Consider the following 19,229-nt stretch of genomic DNA (forward strand, 5'->3'; position numbering starts at 1 on the left):
GCGGCCGGCCGAAGCGCCCCAAAGCACCCATTTTGGAGGAAGCCCGATGTCCGCAGTACCCGTGTCCCTCGAGGACAAGTACACGCTTGCCTCCGGGCGCGCGTTCCTGACCGGCACCCAAGCCCTTGTCCGCCTCGCGATGATGCAACGCGAGCGCGATCTCGCCGCCGGACTCAACACCGCAGGTTTCGTCTCCGGATATCGCGGTTCGCCGCTCGGTGGCCTCGACCAGGCGATGTGGAAGGCGCGCGATCACCTCAAGAGCCATCACATCCACTTCACGCCCGGCGTGAACGAGGAGCTCGCTGCGACCGCCGTGTGGGGCTCGCAGCAGGTCGGCCTTTTTGAAGGCGCCAAATACGACGGCGTGTTCGCCATGTGGTACGGCAAGGGCCCCGGCGTCGATCGTTCGGGCGATGCGTTCAAGCACGCCAATGCGGCGGGCACCGCCAAGAACGGCGGCGTGCTCCTGCTCGCAGGCGACGACCATGCCTGCAAGTCTTCGACGCTTCCCCACCAAAGCGAGCACGCGTTCGACGCGGCGATGATCCCCGTCCTGTACCCCACGGGCGTGCAGGAGATCATCGAGCTGGGCCTGCACGGCTTCGCGATGTCGCGGTATTCGGGCTGCTACGTCGCGTTCAAGCTGATCTCGGAGACCGTGGACTCCTCCGCGTCGATCGCGATCGACCCGGACAGCCCGAAGATCATCATCCCCACCGACTTCCAGCTCCCCGAAGGCGGCGTGAACATCCGCTGGCCCGATGCGCCGATGGAGCAGGAGCTGCGGCTCCAGCACGACAAGATCTACGCGGCGCTCGCGTACGCGCGTGCGAACAAGTTGAACCGCATCACGATCGATTCGCCGAACCCGCGCCTGGGGATCATCGCCTCGGGCAAGAGCTACCTCGATGTGCTGCAGGCGTTGGACGACCTCGGGATCGACACGAAGCACGCCGCCGAGATTGGTATTCGTTTGTATAAGGTCGGCATGCCCTGGCCGCTCGAATCCAATGGCCTGCGTGAGTTCGCGCAAGGCCTCGATGAAGTGCTGGTCGTGGAAGAGAAGCGCCAGGTCATCGAGTACCAGATGAAGGAGCAGCTCTACAACTGGCGCGACGACGTGCGTCCGCGCGTGATCGGCAAGTACGACGAGCACGGCGAGTGGGAGACGCATCGCAGCGAATGGCTGCTGCCCGCGGCGGGTGAACTGACGCCCGCAATGATCGCGCGCGTGATCGCCAAGCGCATCGCCAAGTTCTACACCTCGAAGATCGTCGAGGCGCGGCTGAAATTCATCGAATCGAAGGAAGCCGAGCTCGCGAAGCCTCGGAACAAGGTCGCGCGCATTCCGTATTTCTGCTCGGGCTGCCCGCACAACACCTCGACGCGCGTTCCCGAAGGCAGCAAGGCGCTCGCGGGGATCGGTTGCCACTACATGGCGATCTGGATCCGCCCCGAGGAGACGATGACCTTCACGCAGATGGGCGGCGAGGGCGCACCGTGGATCGGCATCCAGCCGTTCACCGAAACGCCGCACGTGTTCGCGAACCTCGGTGACGGCACGTACTACCACTCGGGCCTGCTCGCGATTCGCGCGGCGGTCGCCGCGAAGGTGAACCTCACCTACAAGATCCTCTTCAACGACGCGGTGGCGATGACGGGCGGCCAGCCCGTCGACGGCCCGCTCTCGGTGCCGATGCTCACGCGCCAGGTTCGCGCCGAAGGTGTGGGCAAGATCTTCGTGGTCACCGATGAACCGGAGAAGTACGAAGCCAATGCGGACTTCGCGCCGGGCGTGGAGATTCGCCATCGCGATGATCTCGATGCGGTGCAGATCGAGCTGCGCGCGACCCCGGGCGTGACCGCGCTCGTGTACGACCAGACGTGCGCCGCGGAAAAGCGTCGCCGTCGCAAGCGCGGCACGTTCCCCGATCCGCAGAAGCGCGTGTTCATCAACGAGCTGGTGTGCGAAGGCTGCGGCGATTGCTCGAAGAAATCGAACTGCCTTTCCGTCGCGCCGGTGGAAACCGAATTCGGCCGCAAGCGCACGATCGACCAGTCCTCGTGCAACAAGGACTACTCGTGCGTGAAGGGCTTCTGCCCGAGCTTCGTCACGGTCGAAGGCGGTGGACTGCGCAAGCGCAAGCCCGCGGGCACCGAGCTCAAGATGGACCTGCCGCAACCGGCGCTGCCGTCGCTCGACGAGGCGTATGGAATCCTCGTCACGGGCGTGGGCGGAACCGGTGTCGTCACGATTGGTGCGCTGCTCGGCATGGCCGCGCACATCGAAGGCAAGGGTGCCGCAGTGCTCGACATGACGGGCCTCGCGCAGAAGGGCGGATCGGTGTATTCGCACATCCGCCTCGCGCGTCGGCCCGAAGACATCCACGCCGTGCGCATCGCCGCGGGCGAGGCCGACGTGGTCATCGGTTGCGACATGATCGTTACCGCCTCCGACGAAGCCATCGCCAAGATGCAGGTCGGCAAGACGCGCGCGGTCGTGAACAGCGACATCGCGCCCACGGGCGGCTTCGCGCAGAACCCGGACCTGCAGATCCCGAGCCTCGACATGGCCGAAGCCATCAAGGATGCGACGGGCGAGGGCGGATCGGAGTTCATCGACGCGTCGGGCATTGCGACGGCGCTCATGGGCGACTCGATCGCGACCAACCTCTTCATGGTGGGCTACGCGTGGCAGAAGGGCCTCGTGCCGCTCGCGGAAGCTTCGATCCGCGAGGCGATCACGCTCAACGGCGCCGCGGTGGAAGGCAACCTGCGCGCGTTCGAGTGGGGCCGCCGTGCCGCGGTCGATCTCGCCGCCGTGCAGCGCGTGGCCGTTCCGCCGGAAGCGACCCCCGAGACGCAGCGCCTCTCGAATTCGCTCGAGGAAATGATCACGCGCCGCCGCGACTTCCTCACCGACTACCAGGATGCCGCCTACGCGAAGCGCTACACCGACTTTGTCGCGAAGGTGCGGGCCGCGGAAGCGGCGAAGGCGCCGGGCTCGAATGCGCTCTCCGAGGCCGTGGCTCGCTACTTCTTCAAGCTCATGGCGTACAAGGACGAGTACGAAGTCGCGCGCTTGTACACGGACGGCGAGTTCATGAAGCGCATCGAGAAGCAGTTCGATGGCGACTACAAGGTGAACTTCCACCTCGCGCCGCCGCTGTGGGCAAAGACCGATCCCAAGACCGGCGAGCCGCGCAAGCGCGTCTACGGCCCGTGGATGATGTCGGCCTTCCGCGTGCTCGCGAGGATGAAGGGCCTGCGCGGCACCGCGTTCGACATCTTCGGCTACAGCGCCGAACGCAAGACCGAGCGCGCGCTGATCGGCGAGTACGAGACCGTGATCGATGAGGTACTGGGCAAGCTCGACGCGAAGAACGTGGCACTCGCCGTGCAGATCGCCTCCGTGCCCGAAGGCATCCGCGGCTACGGCCCGGTGAAGGAGCGCCACCTGAAGGATGCGAGGGCCCGCGGGATGGATCTCCTCCAGCAGCTTCGCGACCCGGACTCCGTGAAGAAGCGCGCGGCGATCCCGATCAAGGTCGCGGCGTAGATCAAAAAGGGGTCAGGTTACTTTTTCAACCTGTCCCCTTTTCCCCGAGAAAAGGGGACAGGTTGAAAAAGTAACCTGACCCCTTTTTGATCTTTCGTAGGACCCGCCCTACGCCTACACGCGACGTCCCGCTGACAGACGAGCGGCGAGCGCAGCCTCACATTAAGCGCCATGAGCTCAACTGCCCGGCGCATGAAACGCTACAAGGAGATCGCGCAACTCCTGTGGAAGTACGGCCGTTCCGACCTCGTGAAGCAGATGGCTTCCGAGGAGGAACTGGGCATCGATGAGCCGCTGCTCAAGACATCCCCGGGTGACCCGCCGCCCGAAGAGCTGGCCGACGACCTCGAGGCGCTCGGCCCCACGTTCGTGAAGCTGGGGCAGGTGCTCTCCAGCCGCGCCGACCTCCTGCCGCCCCGGTGCCTGAAGGCCCTCGCGCGCCTGCAGGACAAGGTCAAGCCGTTTCCGTACGCCGACGTGGAGCGCATCGTCGAAGCCGAGCTCGGCGTGCGCATCTCGAAGGCCTTCGAATACTTCAATCCCGAGCCGCTCGCCGCAGCCTCGCTCGGGCAGGTGCACACGGCGATCATGCGCGACGGCCGCGAGGTCGTGGTCAAGGTGCAGCGTCCCGACGTCGTGCCCCAGGTGGTCGACGACTTCGCGGCGCTCGCCACTGTTGCGAGCTTCCTCGACCGCTACACCAAGGTTGGACGGCAGCATCGCTTCGGCGAGATCGTGGAAGAGCTGCGCGCGTCGATCATGCGCGAGCTCGATTACCAGCGCGAGGCGCAGCACCTGATCCTCGTGGGCAAGAACCTCGCGGAGTTCGACCTCATCCAGATTCCCCAGCCGGTGCCCGACTTCAGCACCCGCCGCGTCATCACGATGGATTTCGTGCAGGGCCGCAAGATCACGAAGATCAGCCCGCTCGCGCGCCTCGAGGTCAGCGGCTTCGCGCTCGCCGACCAGCTTTTCCGCGCGTACCTGAAGCAGGTGCTGGTCGATGGGATCTATCACGCCGATCCGCACGCCGGGAACGTCTTCCTCACCGACGACGGGCGCGTGGCGCTGCTCGATCTCGGAATGGTCGGCCACACGACGCCGGCGATGCAGAACAATCTCCTCAAGGTGCTGCTCGCGATGAGCGAGGGCAAGTCCGAGGAGGTCGCCGATTCCCTGTGCGACATGAGCGAGACCGACCTGGGCTTCGACGTGGTGGGCTTCGGCAAGCGCGTGGCCGCCCTGGTCGTGGACCGGCAGGGCCAGCACCTGCGCGAGTCGAGCATGGGCCGCACGCTCCTCGAGGTCACCCGCAGCGCCGCGGAATTCGGCGTGCACGTGCCGAGCGAATTCACGATGCTCGGCAAGACGCTGCTGCAGCTCGATGAAGTCGGCCGCATCCTCTCGCCGGACTTCGACGCCGACGCCGCCATCCGCCGCAATACCTCCGAGCTGATGACCAAGCGCCTGACGCGTGATGCGAACAAGGGCAACATCGCCACGACGTTGCTCGACGTAAAGGAATTCCTGTCCGGCCTGCCCGTGCGGTTGAACCGGATCATGGATCTCGTCGCGGGCAAGGATCTCGAGATGAAGGTCCGCGCGGTTGATGCGCCGGTGATCATGGAAGGGCTGCTGAAGATCGCCAATCGCATCGCGTCGGGCGTGATCCTCGCCGCGCTCATCATCGGTGCTTCACTGATGATGCGGATCGAGACCACGTGGACGCTCTTCGGCTACCCGGGTCTCGCGATCGTGTGCTTCCTGACGGCGGTGGCCGGCGGCCTCTACATGGTCGCCAACATCTTCATCCAGGACCGGCGCAGCGAGCGCCGCGCCAACCGCCCCGGAGTTGCCTGAAATAAGTGGGGTCAGACTCGACTTAATTTGATTCTGTGGATAACTGGGTCAGGCCCCAGTTATCCACAGAATCAAATTAAGTCGAGTCTGACCCCACTTATTTCCCGAGGAAGTGGGAGTAGCTGAGGCTGTAGCTCTTCTCGGAGAGGATCAGCGTGGCGGGCGCGCCGAAGGGCAGGGTGGCCTTGCGTGCGACGTGGCCGAACGGCAGCTCGGTGAGCACCGGAATCGGCACGAGCTTGCGAAGCGTCTCCACGACTTCATCCATCTCGTACGGATAGCGTGACGGGTTCGCCGGCTTGCAGTCGTGGAAGTCGCCGAGCAGGATCGCGCGGGTGTTGGAGAACACGCCGGCGTGGAAGAGCTGGAAGAACATCCGCTCGATCGCGTAGGGCTCCTCGCCGATCTCCTCCACGTACAGGATGCCGTCCTCGATCTTCGGGAAATACGGCGTGCCGACCAGATGCGCGACGAGCGAGAGGTTGCCGCCCCACATGCGACCGTCGATGCGTCGCGGCTCGTAGCCGTGCTCGCAGGCGATGTCGTCGAGGCGCTCGGTGCCGCGGCTCAGCGTGTACCAGAAGTGCTGCTCCATGAAGCCGTTGGGCGGGCCGTCGCCGAAGTCGATGCAGAAGAGTGGGCCGTGGAACGTGAGCAGGTTCGCGCAGGCGTAGGCCGCCATGTTGAAGCCGGTGAAGTCGCTGAAGCCCACGAAGCACTTGCCGCTGTTCGCAACCTTGTTCCAGTCGATGTGCGCGAGCACGCGCGAAACGCCGTAGCCGCCCCGCGCGCAGATCATGATGTCGATCGAGGGGTCGTCGAGCAGGCGATGGAAGCCCGCGACGCGCTCTTCATCCGTGCCCGCGAAGTAGCGCCACTCGTGGTTCGTTTCCTCCGCGATGATGACGCGGTGGCCGAGTTCCCGCATGTGGTCCACGGCGTTCGCGAGCATCGACTGGTCAACGCGCCCGGAGAGCGCGTACACGCCGATCGTCGCGGGCTCGCCGATCGCGCGCGGCAGCCGCAATACGCGTTCAGTCCCGTCCATGGAGTTCCTCGAACGCGATCATGTTGCCGTCCGGATCGCGCACCACGAACCAGCGCGTGCCCCAGTGCGTTTCCTCCGGCTCGACCACGATGTGCGCCCCCTTGGGGATCTTCTTGAAGCGCGCGTCGATGTCGTGGATATCGAGGTGCACGTTGGGCTGGATGCCGTTCGCACCCTTGGCGAGATGCTCCTCGGCGATCACGACCTTGATGCCGCCGCCGGAAAGCACCGCACCGCGCCCCTTGCCGTCCTGGCCCCAGTCGGCGACCACCTGCCAGCCGAGGGTGTCGCGATAGAACGCCAGCGACTTGTCGAAGTCGGCGACCGCGATGAAGAGATGGTGGAAGCGGTCGATCATTTCTGCATCTGCGAGTCGACGACCGCCAGCGCCGCCATGTTGACGATGCGCCGCACGGTCGCGGTGGGCGTGAGGATGTGCACGGGCTTCGCGGCGCCCAGCAGGATCGGCCCGATGGTGATGCCGTCGCCCGCCACGGTCTTCAGGAGATTGAACGAGATGTTCGCCGCGTCGAGCGTGGGCATGAGAAGCAAATTCGCATCGCCCTTGAGGCGCGAGTTGGGGAAGGACGCCAGGCGCAGTTCCGCATTGAGCGCCGCATCGCCGTGCATCTCGCCTTCGACCTCGAGGTCGGGGATCTGCTTGCGGATGAGCTCGAGTGCCGCGCGCATCTTCACCGCGGAGGGCGTATCGCTCGTGCCGAAGTTCGAATGCGAAAGCAGCGCCGCCTTCGGCGTGAGGCCGAAGCGCCGGATCTCTTCTGCCGCGAGGGCCGCCATCTCCGTGATCTGCTCGGGCGTCGGATCCGGATTCACGTACGTGTCGCAGATGAACACCGTGTGCTTCGGGAGCATCAGGATGTTCATCGCGTAGTAGTTGTCCACCCCGGGGCGCCGGCCGATGACCTGGTCGATGTAGGTGAGGTGCAGCCGCGGCGTGCCGAACGTGCCGCAGATCATCCCGTCAGCCTCACCCCGGTGCATGAGCATCGCGCCGATCAGCGTGAGGCGCCGGCGCATCTCGATCTTCGCGTACGCGATCGACACTCCGCGCCGTTCGGTGAGGCGGTGGTATTCCTGCCAGTAGTCGCGGTAACGCTCGTCGTGCTCCGGGTTCACGACCTGGAAGTCGCGGCCGGCCTGCAGTCGCAGACCAAAGCGTTCGATGCGGCGTTCCAGGACGGCAGGGCGGCCGATCAGCGTGGGCTTGGCGATGCCGTCGTCCACGATGACCTGCACGGCGCGGAGCACCCGCTCGTCTTCACCTTCCGCGAACACGAGCCGCTTGGGCGCCGCCTTCGCCGCGGTGAAGATGGGCTTCATGATCAGCCCGGAGTGGTAGACGAATTCGTTGAGGCGCTGCGTGTATGCCGCAAAGTCGGTGATCGGCTTTGTGGCGACACCGCTGTCCATCGCAGCCTTCGCGACTGCCGGGGCGATCTTCACGATGAGGCGCGGATCGAAGGGCTTCGGAATGAGGTACTCGGGACCGAATGCTGCGCCGACCGCACCGTAGGCCGTTGCCACGATGTCCGACTGCTCGGCCATCGCGAGATCGGCGATCGCATGCACCGTTGCGAGCTTCATCGCTTCGTTGATCGTCGTGGCGCCGACATCGAGCGCGCCGCGGAAGATGAACGGGAAGCACAGGACGTTGTTCACCTGGTTCGGGTAGTCCGAGCGGCCCGTGGCCATCACGACGTCGTCGCGAACCTTCTTCACTTCCTCGGGGAGGATCTCGGGCGTGGGATTGGCGAGCGCCATGATCAGCGGCTTCGGGCCCATGGCCTTCACCATCTCGGGTTTGAGCACGCCGCCCGCGGAAAGACCGATGAAGACATCCGCGTCCTTGATGATGTCGCCGAGCTTCCTCGCGTCCGTCTTCTTCGCGTAGCGGATCTTGTTGTCGTCCATCTCTTCCTTGCGGCCCTGGTAGACCACGCCGGCGATGTCCGCAACGAAGATGTTCTCCATCTTGAGGCCCAGCGCCACGAGCATGTCCAGGCACGCGAGCGCCGCGGCCCCCGCACCGGAACACACGAGCTTCACCTTGCCGATGTCCTTGCCGACCACGCGCAGGCCGTTCACGACCGCGGCACCGACGATGATCGCCGTGCCGTGCTGGTCGTCGTGGAAGACCGGAATCTTCATGCGCTCGCGCAGCTTCTTCTCGATGTAGAAGCACTCGGGCGCCTTGATGTCCTCGAGGTTGATGCCGCCGAACGTAGGCTCGAGTGCGGCGACCAGCTCCACGAGCTTGTCGGGGTCGGACTGGTTCACCTCGATGTCGAAGACGTTGATGCCGGCGAACTTCTTGAAGAGCACGCCCTTGCCTTCCATGACGGGCTTGGAGGCCAGCGGCCCGATGTTGCCGAGGCCGAGCACCGCGGTGCCGTTGGTGATCACCGCGACGAGGTTGCCGCGCGCGGTGAGCGAGTGCGCCTCGGCCGGGTTCGCCGCGATGGCCTCGCACACGGCGGCCACGCCGGGCGTGTACGCGAGCGCGAGATCGCGCTGCGTCGCGAGCGGCTTGGTCGCGGTGACTTCGATCTTCCCCGCGACCGGAGAGCGGTGGTACTCCAGGGCGGCCTGGCGGATATCGTCTTGCATCGGGGCGTAAATACCTGAGCGAAATGGTGTTTTTCTTGCGCCGAGTTTATCAAATTAATGGGGTCAGACCCCTTTAACAATGGGAAGCCCGTTAAAGGGGTCTGACCCCATTAATTTTCTTGACATGTCGCGTCGATATAACCAAGAATGTCGTCGCATGAACAGGAACTATCTGCGTGCAATCCCCCGCGAATGGCGAACCATCTCGCGCGCGTTCACGGCGCTGGGTGACGAACACCGCCAGCGCATCCTTCTTACCTTTGAACCGGGCGAGCGCCTCAACGTGGGCCAGGTGGTCGAGGTCTCCACGCTTTCGCGCTCCGCGGTGTCGCATCACCTGAAGCTTCTGCGGGAGGCGGGCGTGCTCGAATCCGAAAAGGTGGGGAAGGAAGTTTTCTACTGGATCAACAAGGGCTTCCTCGAGAACTCGCTCACCGCCGTGCTTGCGTACATTCGCGAACGGTCCTGATCTCATGAGACGCCGGGATTTCCTCCTCGGAGGCGCTTGCCTCACGACGCTGACGGGCTGCGGAATGAGCCTGGAGCAGGGCGTCTTCAACTGCTGCCGCCCCACCGCGCCAATCGACAAGGAGACCGCGGAATTGGTGAGGGCCGCCTGGGACGGATTGCATGCGGACCGCGTCTGGGACACTCACACCCATCTTTTCGGTAACGGCCTGGGCGAGACGGGTGTCTGGGAGAACCCCACGAAATCGTTGAAGACTCGGATCCAGCGCGTGCTCTACGTGAATGCGAGCTGCGGGGGAGGCGACAACGCGGGCCTCGACGCCGGCATGGTCACGCGCCTTGCGCACCTGGCCAGCGAGCTGAAGGATGGCGCCAAGGTGATGGTGCTCGCGTTCGACGACACCTATGACGCCGCGACACACAAGAAAATCGACGGACAGACTGTCTTCTCGGTGTCGAATGAATATGCCGCGCGCAAGGCAAGCGAGAACAAGAAGCGATTCGAGTGGATCGCCTCGATCCATCCGTACCGCACCGATGCGCTCGACGAGCTTGCGAAAGCCAAGGCGAACGGCGCAAGAGCTGTGAAGTGGTTGCCGTCGGTGATGGGCATCGACTTCAGGAACGAGCAAACGCGCAGGTTCTTCGAAGAGATGAAGCGGCTCGACATGCCGCTGCTTACGCACGTGGGCGAGGAAAGGGCGCTGGATGGCGCCGGGCGCCACGAGTTCAACAATCCGCTGCTACTTCGCATTCCCCTGGGGCTCGGGGTGAGAGTGATCGGCGCGCACTGCGCCTCGCTCGGCGAGAGTGACGACCTCGATGCCAACTTCAATCCAAAGGGCGGGAAGAAGGAGGACTTCGAACTCTTCTCGCAACTGATGGGAGATCACCAGTACGACGACCTCCTCTTCGGCGATCTCTCGGCTGTCACGCAGTCCAATCGCGTGAAGAACCTTTCCCGCATCATCATCGAGAAGGGTGATTGGCACCATCGGCTGCTCAACGGCTCGGACTATCCGCTGCCCGGCGTCATGCCGATCTTTTCGCTTTCGGCTTACGTGAAGGCAGATTTCCTCAAGGAGGGCGAGGCCAAGCTGCTCCGCGAACTGCGGCAGGCCAACTCGCTCCTTTTCGACTTCGTCCTGAAACGCACCATCCAGCATCAAGGCAAGAAGCTTCCGAACGCCGCGTTCGAAACGCGTTCGTTCTTCGACAGGAGCGCCTGAGATGGCCGCACACAGCCAGTTCGACCTGCTTCGCGAGCGCCGCTTCGGTCCGCTGTTCTGGACGCAGTTCCTCGGTGCCGCGAACGACAACCTGTTCAAGTTCGGCTTCACGCTGCTCGCGACGTTCCACGCGGCGGAGTGGGGCGGCATCCCGCCTGCGACGGCAGGGTTTCTCATCGGCGCGATCTTCATCGCACCGTTCGTGCTCTTCTCGGCAACCTCGGGCCAGCTCTCCGATCGCCTGGAGAAGGGAAAGCTCATCCGTTTCGTGAAGGACTTCGAGATCGTGGTGATGCTGGTCGCGGGGGCGGGCTTCATCTGGCAGGTCGCCACACTTCTCTACGTCGCCGTCTTTCTTATGGGCCTGCACTCGACGCTCTTCGGCCCGGTGAAGTACGCGTACCTCCCGCAGCACTTGCGCGATGAAGAACTCACCGGCGGCAACGGCCTCGTGGAGATGGGCACGTTCGTCGCGATCCTCGGCGGGACGATCGCGGCGGGGCTGCTGATCAAGACCGGAAGCCAGGGGCCGACGTACGTGGCGATCGGCTGCCTCGTTGTCGCGATTGCCGGCCGCGTGACGGCGCACTTCGTGCCGTTGTCGCCCGCGCCGGATCCCGAGCTCAAGATCAACTGGAACCCGTTCACGGAAACGTGGGCGAACCTGCGCATCGCGGCGAAGGACCGCACGGTCTTCAATTCGCTGCTGGGCATTTCGTGGCTGTGGTTCTACGGCTCCATCTTCCTCACGTCGTTCACGCCGTTCGCGCGCGACGTGATTGGCGGGGACGAGAATGTCGTCACGCTGCTCCTCGCCGTCTTCTCCGTGGGCATCGGCATCGGCGCGCTCCTGTGCGAGCGGCTTTCCGGGCACAAGGTGGAGATCGGGCTCGTGCCTTTCGGCTCGATCGGCATGACCGTGTTCGCGGTCGACCTGTGGTGGGCCACGACCGGGCTCGTTCCCGGCGACCTCAAGACGATCGGGGTCTTCATGCAGTCGCCGCACCACTGGCGAATCATGGTGGACCTGTTCCTGCTCGCGATGTTCGGCGGCTTCTACTCCGTGCCGCTCTACGCGCAGATCCAGGCGCATGCGGCCCCGGCGCACCGCGCGCGGATCATCGCCGCGAACAACATCATGAATGCGCTGTTCATGATCGTCGCGGCGTTGATGGCGATGATGCTTTTGCGGCAGGGCCTGTCGATTCCGGAGCTGTTCCTTGTCACGGCGGTCATGAACGCGGCGGTCGCGGCGTACATCTACTTCCTGGTGCCCGAGTTCCTGATGCGGTTCCTGTGCTGGGTGCTCATCCACTCGTTCTACCGGCTGCGGAAGAAGGGCGAGCACAACATCCCGGAGACCGGTGCGGCGCTGATCATCTGCAACCACGTGAGCTTCGTCGATCCGCTGGTGATCCTCGCGGCGAGCCCGCGACCCATCCGGTTCGTGATGGATCACCGCATCTTCAAGACGCCGATCATCTCGTTCATCTTCAAGACCGGGAAGGCGATCCCGATCGCTCCTGCTAAAGAGGATGCGGCGATGCTCGAGCGCGCCTATGACCGCGTGGCCGAGGAGCTCGCGGCCGGCCACCTCGTCGCGATCTTCCCCGAGGGGCGGATCACCAATACGGGCGAGTTGCAGTCGTTCCGTGGCGGCACCGTGAAAATTCTCGAACGTACGCCCGTGCCCGTGGTGCCTATGGCGCTGCAAGGACTGTGGGGAAGCTTCTTCTCGCGCAAGGATGGGCCGGCGATGACGAAACCCGTACGCCGCGGATTCTTCTCGAAGATCGGGCTGAACGTTGCGCCTGCGATTCCGGCAGCGCAGGCGACGCCTGACGTGCTGGAGGCGAAGGTGCTCGAGTTGCGCGGGGACTGGAAGTAATCGCCATGTGGTGGGGACTTCTCATCGGTGCGATCGTTGGTGGGTTCGCGTTCGGCGTGCCCGGCGTGATGGCGTGCGGGTTCATTGGTTGGTTGTTTGGGCTGATCGTCGATGCGCGGAGGCAGCCGAGTGGCAAGGCGAAAGTGAAGGCTGTTGTGGCGGCTGCGCCGCAGGTGCCTCAAGACCGGATTGCGTTGCTTGAGGCACGAGTGGCGGAGTTGGAGGCACGGCTGGCGAAGGTGGATGGGGTTGAGGTTACGCGAGCGGTTGAACCGCGAGCGGCCGAGGGGCCGCAAAGCGATGTCATCCTGAGGCCCGAAAGCAATGTCATCCTGAGGCCCGAAGTGGCCGAAGGACCTGCTGGAGGGGCGGGAGCCCTTCAAGCAGAGCCCGCTATCGCTGCTCAAGCAGGTCCTTCGGGCGCTGCGGCCCTCAGGATGACAGGGGTGGAAGAGGAAGCGCCCCAGCAATCAATACCCGTCGAACCGCCGCAGCCCCCCAAAGCCGTCGAACCGCCGCAGCCCAATCCGTTGGTCGCGTGGATCACCGGTGGCAATGCGATTGCGCGCGTGGGCATCGTGGTGCTGTTCATTGGCATCGCGTTCCTGATCCGGCATGCAGTGGTGAACGATGCGGTGCCGCGTGAGGTGCAGCTGGGCGGCGTGGGGATCGCGGGACTGATTCTTCTCATCTTCGGATGGCGGCTCCGCGACACGCGCACCGGTTACGCGTTGACGCTGCAGGGCGCAGGCATCGGCATCCTGTATCTCGCGGTGTATGGCGCGTTCCGGCTGCACGAGATGATTCCCGCGGCCATCGCGTTTCCGTTGCTGGTGGCTATTGCGATCCTCGCGACGTGGCTCGCGATTCGGCAGGACGCAGCAGTGCTTGCCGGCTTCGGCGCCGCGGGTGGCTTCCTCGCTCCCGTGCTTTCATCGACGGGGCAGGGCGATCACGTGCTGCTGTTCGGCTACTACGCGATCCTCAACCTTGCCGTGCTCGCGACCGCGTGGTTCCGCAGCTGGCGGTCGCTGAACCTGATCGGCTTCGTGTTCACGTTCGTGATCGGGCTCGCGTGGGGCTATCGCTACTACCAGCCCGAGAACTTCGCGACCGTCGAGCCGTTCCTGGTGTTCTTCTTCCTGTTGTACGTCGCGGTGGCGATCTTCTTCGCGCGCCTCGCCTCGACGCCCGCCGGCCGCATGGTCGATGCGACGATCGTCTTCGGTGCACCACTCGTGGGCTTCGCGATGCAGTCCACGCTCGTGAACGACACCGAGTACGGCATGGCGTGGTCGAGCTTCGCGGTGTCGGTGTTCTATTTCGTGCTGGCCGGCGTGATGCACAAGCGCACCGGCCCCGAGTGGCGATTGCTCGAGCGCGCGTTCATAGCACTCGGCATCGTCTTCGCGACGATCACGATTCCGCTCGCGGTCGATCCGCGCTGGACCTCGGCGGCGTGGGCGATCGAGGGCGCGGCCGTGGCGTGGTACGGCGCGCGGCAGAAGCGGCCGCTCGCGGTGCTGCTGGGTGTCGCGCTACAGATTCTCTCCGGGCCGATGATCCTCCTTGAGCACGGCAGCATCGATCGCACGTATCCGTTCCTGAATCACGCGTTCCTCGGCGCGATCCTGATGGCGGCCGCGGGTCTGGTGACGCATCTCGCGTTGCGCCGTGCCGGTTCGTGGGCCGCGCAGTGGATGTTCATCTGGGCGCTCGTGTGGTGGTTGCTCGCCACCTTCGACGAGGCGCACCAGTTCCTGCCGCAGCACCTGGAGCTGATGGCGGACCTCTCGATCATGGCCGCCACCGCGTTGCTGTTCGCGCCGTTCCATCGCCGGTATGCCTGGACCGAGGCCTCGTGGCCCTCCTTGTTTCTGCTGCCCGCGATGATCATCGTGCTGATCCTGCAGTTGGTGCACCTGCGCGCGGGCCATCCGTTCGCCGGCGGCGGGTGGATCGCGTGGCCGTTCGCGGTCCTTGCGCACCTGATGGCGCGGCACCACATCGAGACCGCCGAGGATCGTGGCCGTGGCGGCTGGATCAGCTTCTCGCATGCGGGTCTGATGCTGCTGCTCGTCGTGCTCGGAAGCTGGGAGCTGCACTGGCAACTGATCGACATCGGCCTCCGGCCCACGGGTTGGCTCTCCCCGGCGCTCGTCGTCGTGCCGTCGATGGCGATGGTCCTCGTATCGTGGCCCGTGCTGCAGCGCCGCTGGCCGATCGCCGCGCATCCGTGGGCGTACCAGCGCGCCGGTGTTGCCGCGCTCGCCGTGGCCCTCTGGATCTGGGTGTTCGTGGTGAACGCGCTGCACAACGGGAAGAGCGCGCCGCTGCCCTACATCCCGGGCTTCAACTCGGTCGATCTCGGGCACCTGTTCGTGGTGGTCGCGTTCATGACGTGGCTGCGCGGGCTCAAGAGCGCGGGGCTCGAGCGGCCGCCGTACCTCACCGGCAACCGGCTCGCGGTGTTCGCGGGACTGGCCGGCTTCGCGTGGGCGAACGGCGTGCTGCTTCGCTCGCTGCACCACTGGTTCGACGTTCCGTATCGCTGGTCGGCGTGGGAGAAGTCGTTTCTCGTGCAGGCTTCGCTGTCGATCTTCTGGTCGGCGCTGGCACTCGCGTTCATGGTCTACGCCGTGCGGCGCGCCTCGCGTGCGGTCTGGATGGTGGGCGCCGCGCTCATGGGTGTGGTCGTCCTGAAGCTCGTGACGGTCGACCTCGCGAATCTCGGCGGGCTCGAGCGCATCGCGTCGTTCATTGGCGTGGGGGTGCTCATGCTGGCGGTCGGGTATTTCGCGCCCGTGCCGCCACGTGCACCGGCCGCGGCCTCGCGCATTGAGCCGTGATGGATACTCGAAAACCCGGTTTGCATTCGGCTGATCCCCAGTGCCAGTCAATTGATACCCTGGATCAGCTCGGTGATCCCTTGTATCAATTGAGCGATCCCCAGGATCAGCCGAATGCAAAGCCGCGTTTTCGAGACCTGCCACTCACATCGCCTGCGGCGGCGCCTGGGTCGCCAGCGCCGGCAGCCTTGCTGCGGGCTCCCCCCTTCGACGTCCGCCGGTTGCGCGAGTCCATGCGGATCACGCAACGGGAGTTCGCGAATTGGTTCGGCTTTCACGTCGCTTCGCTGCGCCATTGGGAGCGTGGCAACCGGGACCCTTCCGGAACGGCGCTCGTGCTCCTCCACGTAGTGCGTGAAAACCCGCGCGTGGTCCGGCAGGCGCTGATGAAGGCGCGACGGGCGAATCCGGCGGCCTTTCCGACACCCGAGCGGCCGGCCACGTATCGCGCGCCGCCCGGCTTCGGACAGCGGCCCCCGCCGCTGCGACCGCGCGGGCCACGATCGAAGCACGCCCGCTGGCCGATGGAGGAATAGTCATGAGCCGCTCGCTTGCCGATTACCTGAACACGATGGCCGAGTCGGGCGCGCTCGATGCGCGTGCGCTTGCCCGCGCCCGCGAGATCGCAGGCATCACGCCCGATACCGCGCGCTGGCGATGGTTCCTCGATCGCGCGCTGCTCACCGGCGGCGCGCTGTTCATCGCCTCTGGCGCGATCTTCTTCGTTGCGTACAACTGGAACGAGCTCGAGCGGATCGGGAAGATCGCGCTGCTCGGTGCCCTGGTCGCGGGCTCGGCGGGATTCGGCATCGTTCGCGGTCCTTCGACGCCCATCGGCCGCGCCGCGATGCTGGGGGCAACGCTCGCTACCGGCGCGCTGCTCGCCTTCATCGGCCAAACCTTCCAGACGGGCGCGGATCCGTGGCAGCTCTTCGCGACGTGGGCGGTCCTTTGCGTGCCGTGGGCGCTGGCCGCGGGCAGTGCGTCGCTCTGGGCGGTGCTGCTCGCGATCGCGAACGTCGCGGTCGCGTTGTACGTCCGCAACCTGCGAGGCTGGTGGTGGATCGACAGCGGGGTGACTGCCATGGGCTACGGGTTGGTGGTCCTGAACTGTCTTGCACTGGTCGCCGCGGAGCTGTGGCTGCGGACGGTGCAGCACGAGGGCGCGCGCGTGGTCGCGCGGCTTGCTGCGGTGATGGCGATCGCGAGCGCCACGCTCACTTTCATGGTGTTCGTGCTCGACAGGAGTGGGCGCAGCTTCGCCGACGCGATCGTCTACGTGGTCGTGCTGTCGGGCGCTTACCTCATCTACATGAACTACCGCCGCGACCTGCTGATCGTTGCTGTCGGTGCCTTTGCCGTGGTGGCGGGGGTGACGACGGTGATGGGCCGCTATGCCGGGGACTTGATGAGTTCCTCGGCGGGCCTGTTGTTCACGGCGCTGGTGCTCGTTGGACTTTCTGCGCTCGCGGCAACGTGGATACGTTCCCTGGCGCGTCGATGGGAGGCGCGATGAATCTCGTCACGGTTCTCGAGCGGCTTCGGGCCGAGGGGCTCACCACCGCGACGGCGGCGGCCGACGATCCGGCGCACTCGCCCTGGTACGTGCGCGCGATGCTCGGCTTCTGCGGGTGGATCGCCGGCATCCTCATCGTCGCGTTCTTCGGCGTGATCCTGGCGTCGCTCTTCCGCGAAGGGGTCGTGCTGATCGCGATCGGCATCGCGCTGTGCGTGGTCGCGAGCGCCGTCTACCGGTGGAAGACCGGCGACCTCGTCGAGCAGTTCGCGCTCGCCATGAGCCTCGCGGGCCAGTTCATGGTCGCGTTCGGGCTGGGCGAAGCGCTCACGTGGAAAGACCGAAGCGTCGCGGGACTGCTCGTGGCCTTCCAGGTGGCGCTGGTCGTGCTGATGCCTAACTTTCTCCATCGGCTGCTTTCGACGCTGTTCGCCGCGACCGCGCTCTACTACGCGCTCGACAAGACCGGCACGGAGGGCATTGCCGCGGGCGTGCTCTCGCTGGGGTTCGCGGCGCTGTGGGTGAATGAGACCCGCTGGCGTGCGAGCCGGCATGCGTCGATGTTCTGCGCGATCGCGTGGGGTGTCGGGATCGCGGTGCTTGCCTGGGACGTGCCGCCCGTGGTGCGCGAGATCTCCCTTTCGCTGACGACGTGGCGCGTGCTCGAGACGGCGGGGTATGGCGTTGGGTTGATCTACTTCGTCGCGGCTTCGAGCGCTGCTGCTCCTTTGCGCTTGCGCGCGTTTGCATTGGTCGCGGCGGGGGCATTGGTCATTGCGGCGAGCCCCGCGCCCGGGATCGTTGCGGGGATCCTCGTGTTGATCGCTGGGTTTCGCGCCGGAGTCGTGACGCTGGTCGGCCTCGCGATCGCCGGCGTGATCGGCTACCTCAGCGCCTACTACTACCAGCTCGACCAGTCCCTGCTCGTGAAGGCCGGTGCGCTCGCGGGGACGGGCGCGGTCTTGCTGCTTGCGCGCTTCGGGCTGATGCGCGCGTGGCCCGCGGAGCGTGTGTCGTGAGCGCGCTTACTCGAAGAATCCTTGCGGCCTTCGGTCTGGCCCTCGTCCTCGGCGGCGCGGGCTGGACGACCTGGCGCCACGAACAGACGCTCGCGCACGGGAAGGTGGTGCTGCTCGAGCTCGCCCCCGTCGACCCGCGCTCACTCATGCAGGGCGACTACATGCAGCTTCGCTTCGCCATCGCCAGCAAGATCGCGGCGGGTGATCCCGACCACGGGCGGCTCGTGCTGAAGGTCGATTCGCGGGGAGTTGGAACATTCGCGCGACTGCACAAGGAAGGCGTGGCCCTCGCCGCGGATGAGCAACTGCTCGAGTACCGCGTGCGGGACAGGCAAACCCGGATCGTGACCGACGCGTATTTCTTCCAGGAAGGGACGGCGGATCGGTTTACTCGGGCTCGGTATGGGGAGCTGCGGGTGCGGGAGGATGGCGTGGCCCTGCTAGCCGGACTTCGGGGCGCTGCCATGGAAACGCTTGGGAGCGCTCGGCCCTAGCGAAGCCGGTTTCACGCCAGTAGCTCGAACCCCGAAAGCTTCGCCGCGGCCTTGTCGAAGGTGACGACCTTGCTCGCCCCGTGCGCCAGCCCGACCTGGCCGATGATCGCGTCGCTCAGGTCTGCGCGAGTGCCTTGCCAGGCGCGAAGCGCCTTCCACGCGAGCTCCGCCGATTCCACTTCGATCTGCTTCGTCCCCAACAGCCCTTCGACGACCGCGCGGATGCGGTCGCGATCGGCGCCGTAGCACTCCTCGAGCACCCAGGCGATCTCGCACAGCGTGACCAGGCAGATGAAGCCCGGGTTCTGCGCGGTGAGCGTTTTTTCCAGCAGGCGAGTGGCGGCGGCGGACTGGCGCGGCTCGTCTTGCGCGAGGTAGCGGATGACGACGTTGGTATCGAGCGCGATCACTTGCCCGAGGCGCGGCGGGCCACGGCGCGCTTCATCGCCTCGATCGTGACGGGCGCGGGCGGCTTGCCGACGAGCCCCTTGAGGTGCCGCACATCGCGGGTGGCCGCGACGACCTTGTAGACGCCTTTTTCTTCCTCGACGAATTCCACCCGGTCGCCCGCGGCCACGCCCAGGGCCTCCCGCACTTCCTTGGGGATGGTGATCTGGCCCTTGCTGGTGAGGGTGGCGGTGGTCATGCCTTACTTTAAAGTAAGGAAT

15 protein-coding genes are annotated in these 19,229 nt (G+C 65.4%); 10 read left to right on the forward strand and 5 right to left on the reverse strand.

Going from position 1 to position 19,229, the window contains the following annotated elements:
* The first annotated feature begins 46 nt into the window (after positions 1-46).
* Both DSM104440_RS07385 and DSM104440_RS07390 read left to right on the forward strand, forming a co-directional pair.
* Positions 47-3,562: an indolepyruvate ferredoxin oxidoreductase family protein gene (locus DSM104440_RS07385; protein ID WP_171161374.1), complete on the forward strand. Its 3,516-nt coding sequence runs from the start codon at positions 47-49 to the stop codon at positions 3,560-3,562.
* 171 nt (positions 3,563-3,733) lie between these two features.
* Positions 3,734-5,422, forward strand: coding sequence for an ABC1 kinase family protein (locus DSM104440_RS07390; protein WP_171161375.1), 1,689 nt, complete (start codon positions 3,734-3,736; stop codon positions 5,420-5,422).
* A gap of 97 nt (positions 5,423-5,519) precedes the next feature.
* Here the strand turns inward: DSM104440_RS07390 and DSM104440_RS07395 are convergent, their stop codons facing one another.
* From DSM104440_RS07395 to DSM104440_RS07405, 3 genes are read right to left on the reverse strand one after another with little or no spacing between them, the layout of a single operon-like run.
* Positions 5,520-6,470 carry a S66 peptidase family protein gene (locus tag DSM104440_RS07395; RefSeq protein ID WP_171161376.1) on the reverse strand — a complete coding sequence of 317 codons (951 nt, stop codon included), beginning with the start codon at positions 6,468-6,470 and terminating at the stop codon, positions 5,520-5,522.
* Positions 6,457-6,828, reverse strand: a complete 372-nt coding sequence (locus DSM104440_RS07400) for a VOC family protein (RefSeq protein WP_171161377.1) — start codon at positions 6,826-6,828, stop codon at positions 6,457-6,459. The genes DSM104440_RS07395 and DSM104440_RS07400 overlap by 14 nt, the downstream gene beginning before the upstream one ends.
* Positions 6,825-9,098, reverse strand: coding sequence for an NADP-dependent malic enzyme (locus DSM104440_RS07405; RefSeq protein WP_171161378.1), 2,274 nt, complete (start codon positions 9,096-9,098; stop codon positions 6,825-6,827). The genes DSM104440_RS07400 and DSM104440_RS07405 overlap by 4 nt, the downstream gene beginning before the upstream one ends.
* 157 nt (positions 9,099-9,255) lie before the next feature.
* On the opposite strand from DSM104440_RS07405, the gene DSM104440_RS07410 reads away from it, so the two are divergent.
* The 8 genes from DSM104440_RS07410 (at position 9,256) to DSM104440_RS07445 (ending at position 18,561) form a co-directional block, all read left to right on the forward strand.
* Positions 9,256-9,567 carry an ArsR/SmtB family transcription factor gene (locus DSM104440_RS07410; protein WP_171161379.1) on the forward strand — a complete coding sequence of 104 codons (312 nt, stop codon included), beginning with the start codon at positions 9,256-9,258 and terminating at the stop codon, positions 9,565-9,567.
* Between the two features lie 4 nt (positions 9,568-9,571).
* A complete protein-coding gene (locus DSM104440_RS07415; RefSeq protein ID WP_171161380.1) occupies positions 9,572-10,795 on the forward strand; it encodes an amidohydrolase family protein in 1,224 nt (407 codons plus the stop codon).
* A gap of 1 nt (position 10,796) precedes the next feature.
* A complete protein-coding gene (locus DSM104440_RS07420; RefSeq protein WP_171161381.1) occupies positions 10,797-12,683 on the forward strand; it encodes an MFS transporter in 1,887 nt (628 codons plus the stop codon).
* Positions 12,684-13,129: 446 nt separating this feature from the next.
* The gene (locus DSM104440_RS07425; protein ID WP_171161382.1) at positions 13,130-15,532 is read left to right on the forward strand and encodes a DUF2339 domain-containing protein; all 2,403 of its coding nucleotides are present in this window, start codon (positions 13,130-13,132) and stop codon (positions 15,530-15,532) included.
* A 233-nt stretch (positions 15,533-15,765) separates the two neighbouring features.
* Positions 15,766-16,068, forward strand: a complete 303-nt coding sequence (locus tag DSM104440_RS19605; RefSeq protein WP_171161383.1) for a helix-turn-helix domain-containing protein — start codon at positions 15,766-15,768, stop codon at positions 16,066-16,068.
* 2 nt (positions 16,069-16,070) lie between these two features.
* Positions 16,071-17,048 (forward strand): DUF2157 domain-containing protein, encoded by a 978-nt coding sequence (locus tag DSM104440_RS07435; protein WP_171161384.1) that lies wholly within the window; start codon positions 16,071-16,073, stop codon positions 17,046-17,048.
* Positions 17,045-18,067, forward strand: coding sequence for a DUF4401 domain-containing protein (locus DSM104440_RS07440; protein ID WP_171161385.1), 1,023 nt, complete (start codon positions 17,045-17,047; stop codon positions 18,065-18,067). The genes DSM104440_RS07435 and DSM104440_RS07440 overlap by 4 nt, the downstream gene beginning before the upstream one ends.
* Positions 18,064-18,561 (forward strand): GDYXXLXY domain-containing protein, encoded by a 498-nt coding sequence (locus DSM104440_RS07445; protein WP_171161386.1) that lies wholly within the window; start codon positions 18,064-18,066, stop codon positions 18,559-18,561. The genes DSM104440_RS07440 and DSM104440_RS07445 overlap by 4 nt, the downstream gene beginning before the upstream one ends.
* Before the next feature lie 11 nt (positions 18,562-18,572).
* Here DSM104440_RS07445 and DSM104440_RS07450 read toward each other — a convergent pair whose 3' ends face one another.
* Both DSM104440_RS07450 and DSM104440_RS07455 read right to left on the reverse strand, forming a co-directional pair.
* A complete protein-coding gene (locus DSM104440_RS07450) occupies positions 18,573-18,971 on the reverse strand; it encodes a type II toxin-antitoxin system VapC family toxin (protein ID WP_171161387.1) in 399 nt (132 codons plus the stop codon).
* Positions 18,968-19,207 (reverse strand): AbrB/MazE/SpoVT family DNA-binding domain-containing protein, encoded by a 240-nt coding sequence (locus tag DSM104440_RS07455; RefSeq protein WP_171161388.1) that lies wholly within the window; start codon positions 19,205-19,207, stop codon positions 18,968-18,970. Before DSM104440_RS07455 ends, DSM104440_RS07450 begins: the two co-directional genes overlap by 4 nt.
* Positions 19,208-19,229: the final 22 nt, after the last annotated feature.

This window comes from Usitatibacter palustris, assembly GCF_013003985.1.
In the GTDB taxonomy this organism is placed as follows: domain Bacteria; phylum Pseudomonadota; class Gammaproteobacteria; order Burkholderiales; family Usitatibacteraceae; genus Usitatibacter; species Usitatibacter palustris.

Excerpts from the sequence above, each read along its gene's own strand:
- DSM104440_RS07455 (WP_171161388.1), bottom strand. The coding sequence starts at position 19,207 with ATGACCACCGCCACCCTCACCAGCAAGGGCCAGATCACCATCCCCAAG.
- DSM104440_RS07440 (WP_171161385.1), top strand. The coding sequence starts at position 17,045 with ATGAATCTCGTCACGGTTCTCGAGCGGCTTCGGGCCGAGGGGCTCACC.
- DSM104440_RS19605 (WP_171161383.1), top strand. The coding sequence starts at position 15,766 with ATGCGGATCACGCAACGGGAGTTCGCGAATTGGTTCGGCTTTCACGTC.
- DSM104440_RS07390 (WP_171161375.1), top strand. The coding sequence starts at position 3,734 with ATGAGCTCAACTGCCCGGCGCATGAAACGCTACAAGGAGATCGCGCAA.
- DSM104440_RS07435 (WP_171161384.1), top strand. The coding sequence starts at position 16,071 with ATGAGCCGCTCGCTTGCCGATTACCTGAACACGATGGCCGAGTCGGGC.
- DSM104440_RS07415 (WP_171161380.1), top strand. The coding sequence starts at position 9,572 with ATGAGACGCCGGGATTTCCTCCTCGGAGGCGCTTGCCTCACGACGCTG.
- DSM104440_RS07420 (WP_171161381.1), top strand. The coding sequence starts at position 10,797 with ATGGCCGCACACAGCCAGTTCGACCTGCTTCGCGAGCGCCGCTTCGGT.
- DSM104440_RS07385 (WP_171161374.1), top strand. The coding sequence starts at position 47 with ATGTCCGCAGTACCCGTGTCCCTCGAGGACAAGTACACGCTTGCCTCC.
- DSM104440_RS07395 (WP_171161376.1), bottom strand. The coding sequence starts at position 6,470 with ATGGACGGGACTGAACGCGTATTGCGGCTGCCGCGCGCGATCGGCGAG.
- DSM104440_RS07405 (WP_171161378.1), bottom strand. The coding sequence starts at position 9,098 with ATGCAAGACGATATCCGCCAGGCCGCCCTGGAGTACCACCGCTCTCCG.
- DSM104440_RS07410 (WP_171161379.1), top strand. The coding sequence starts at position 9,256 with ATGAACAGGAACTATCTGCGTGCAATCCCCCGCGAATGGCGAACCATC.
- DSM104440_RS07400 (WP_171161377.1), bottom strand. The coding sequence starts at position 6,828 with ATGATCGACCGCTTCCACCATCTCTTCATCGCGGTCGCCGACTTCGAC.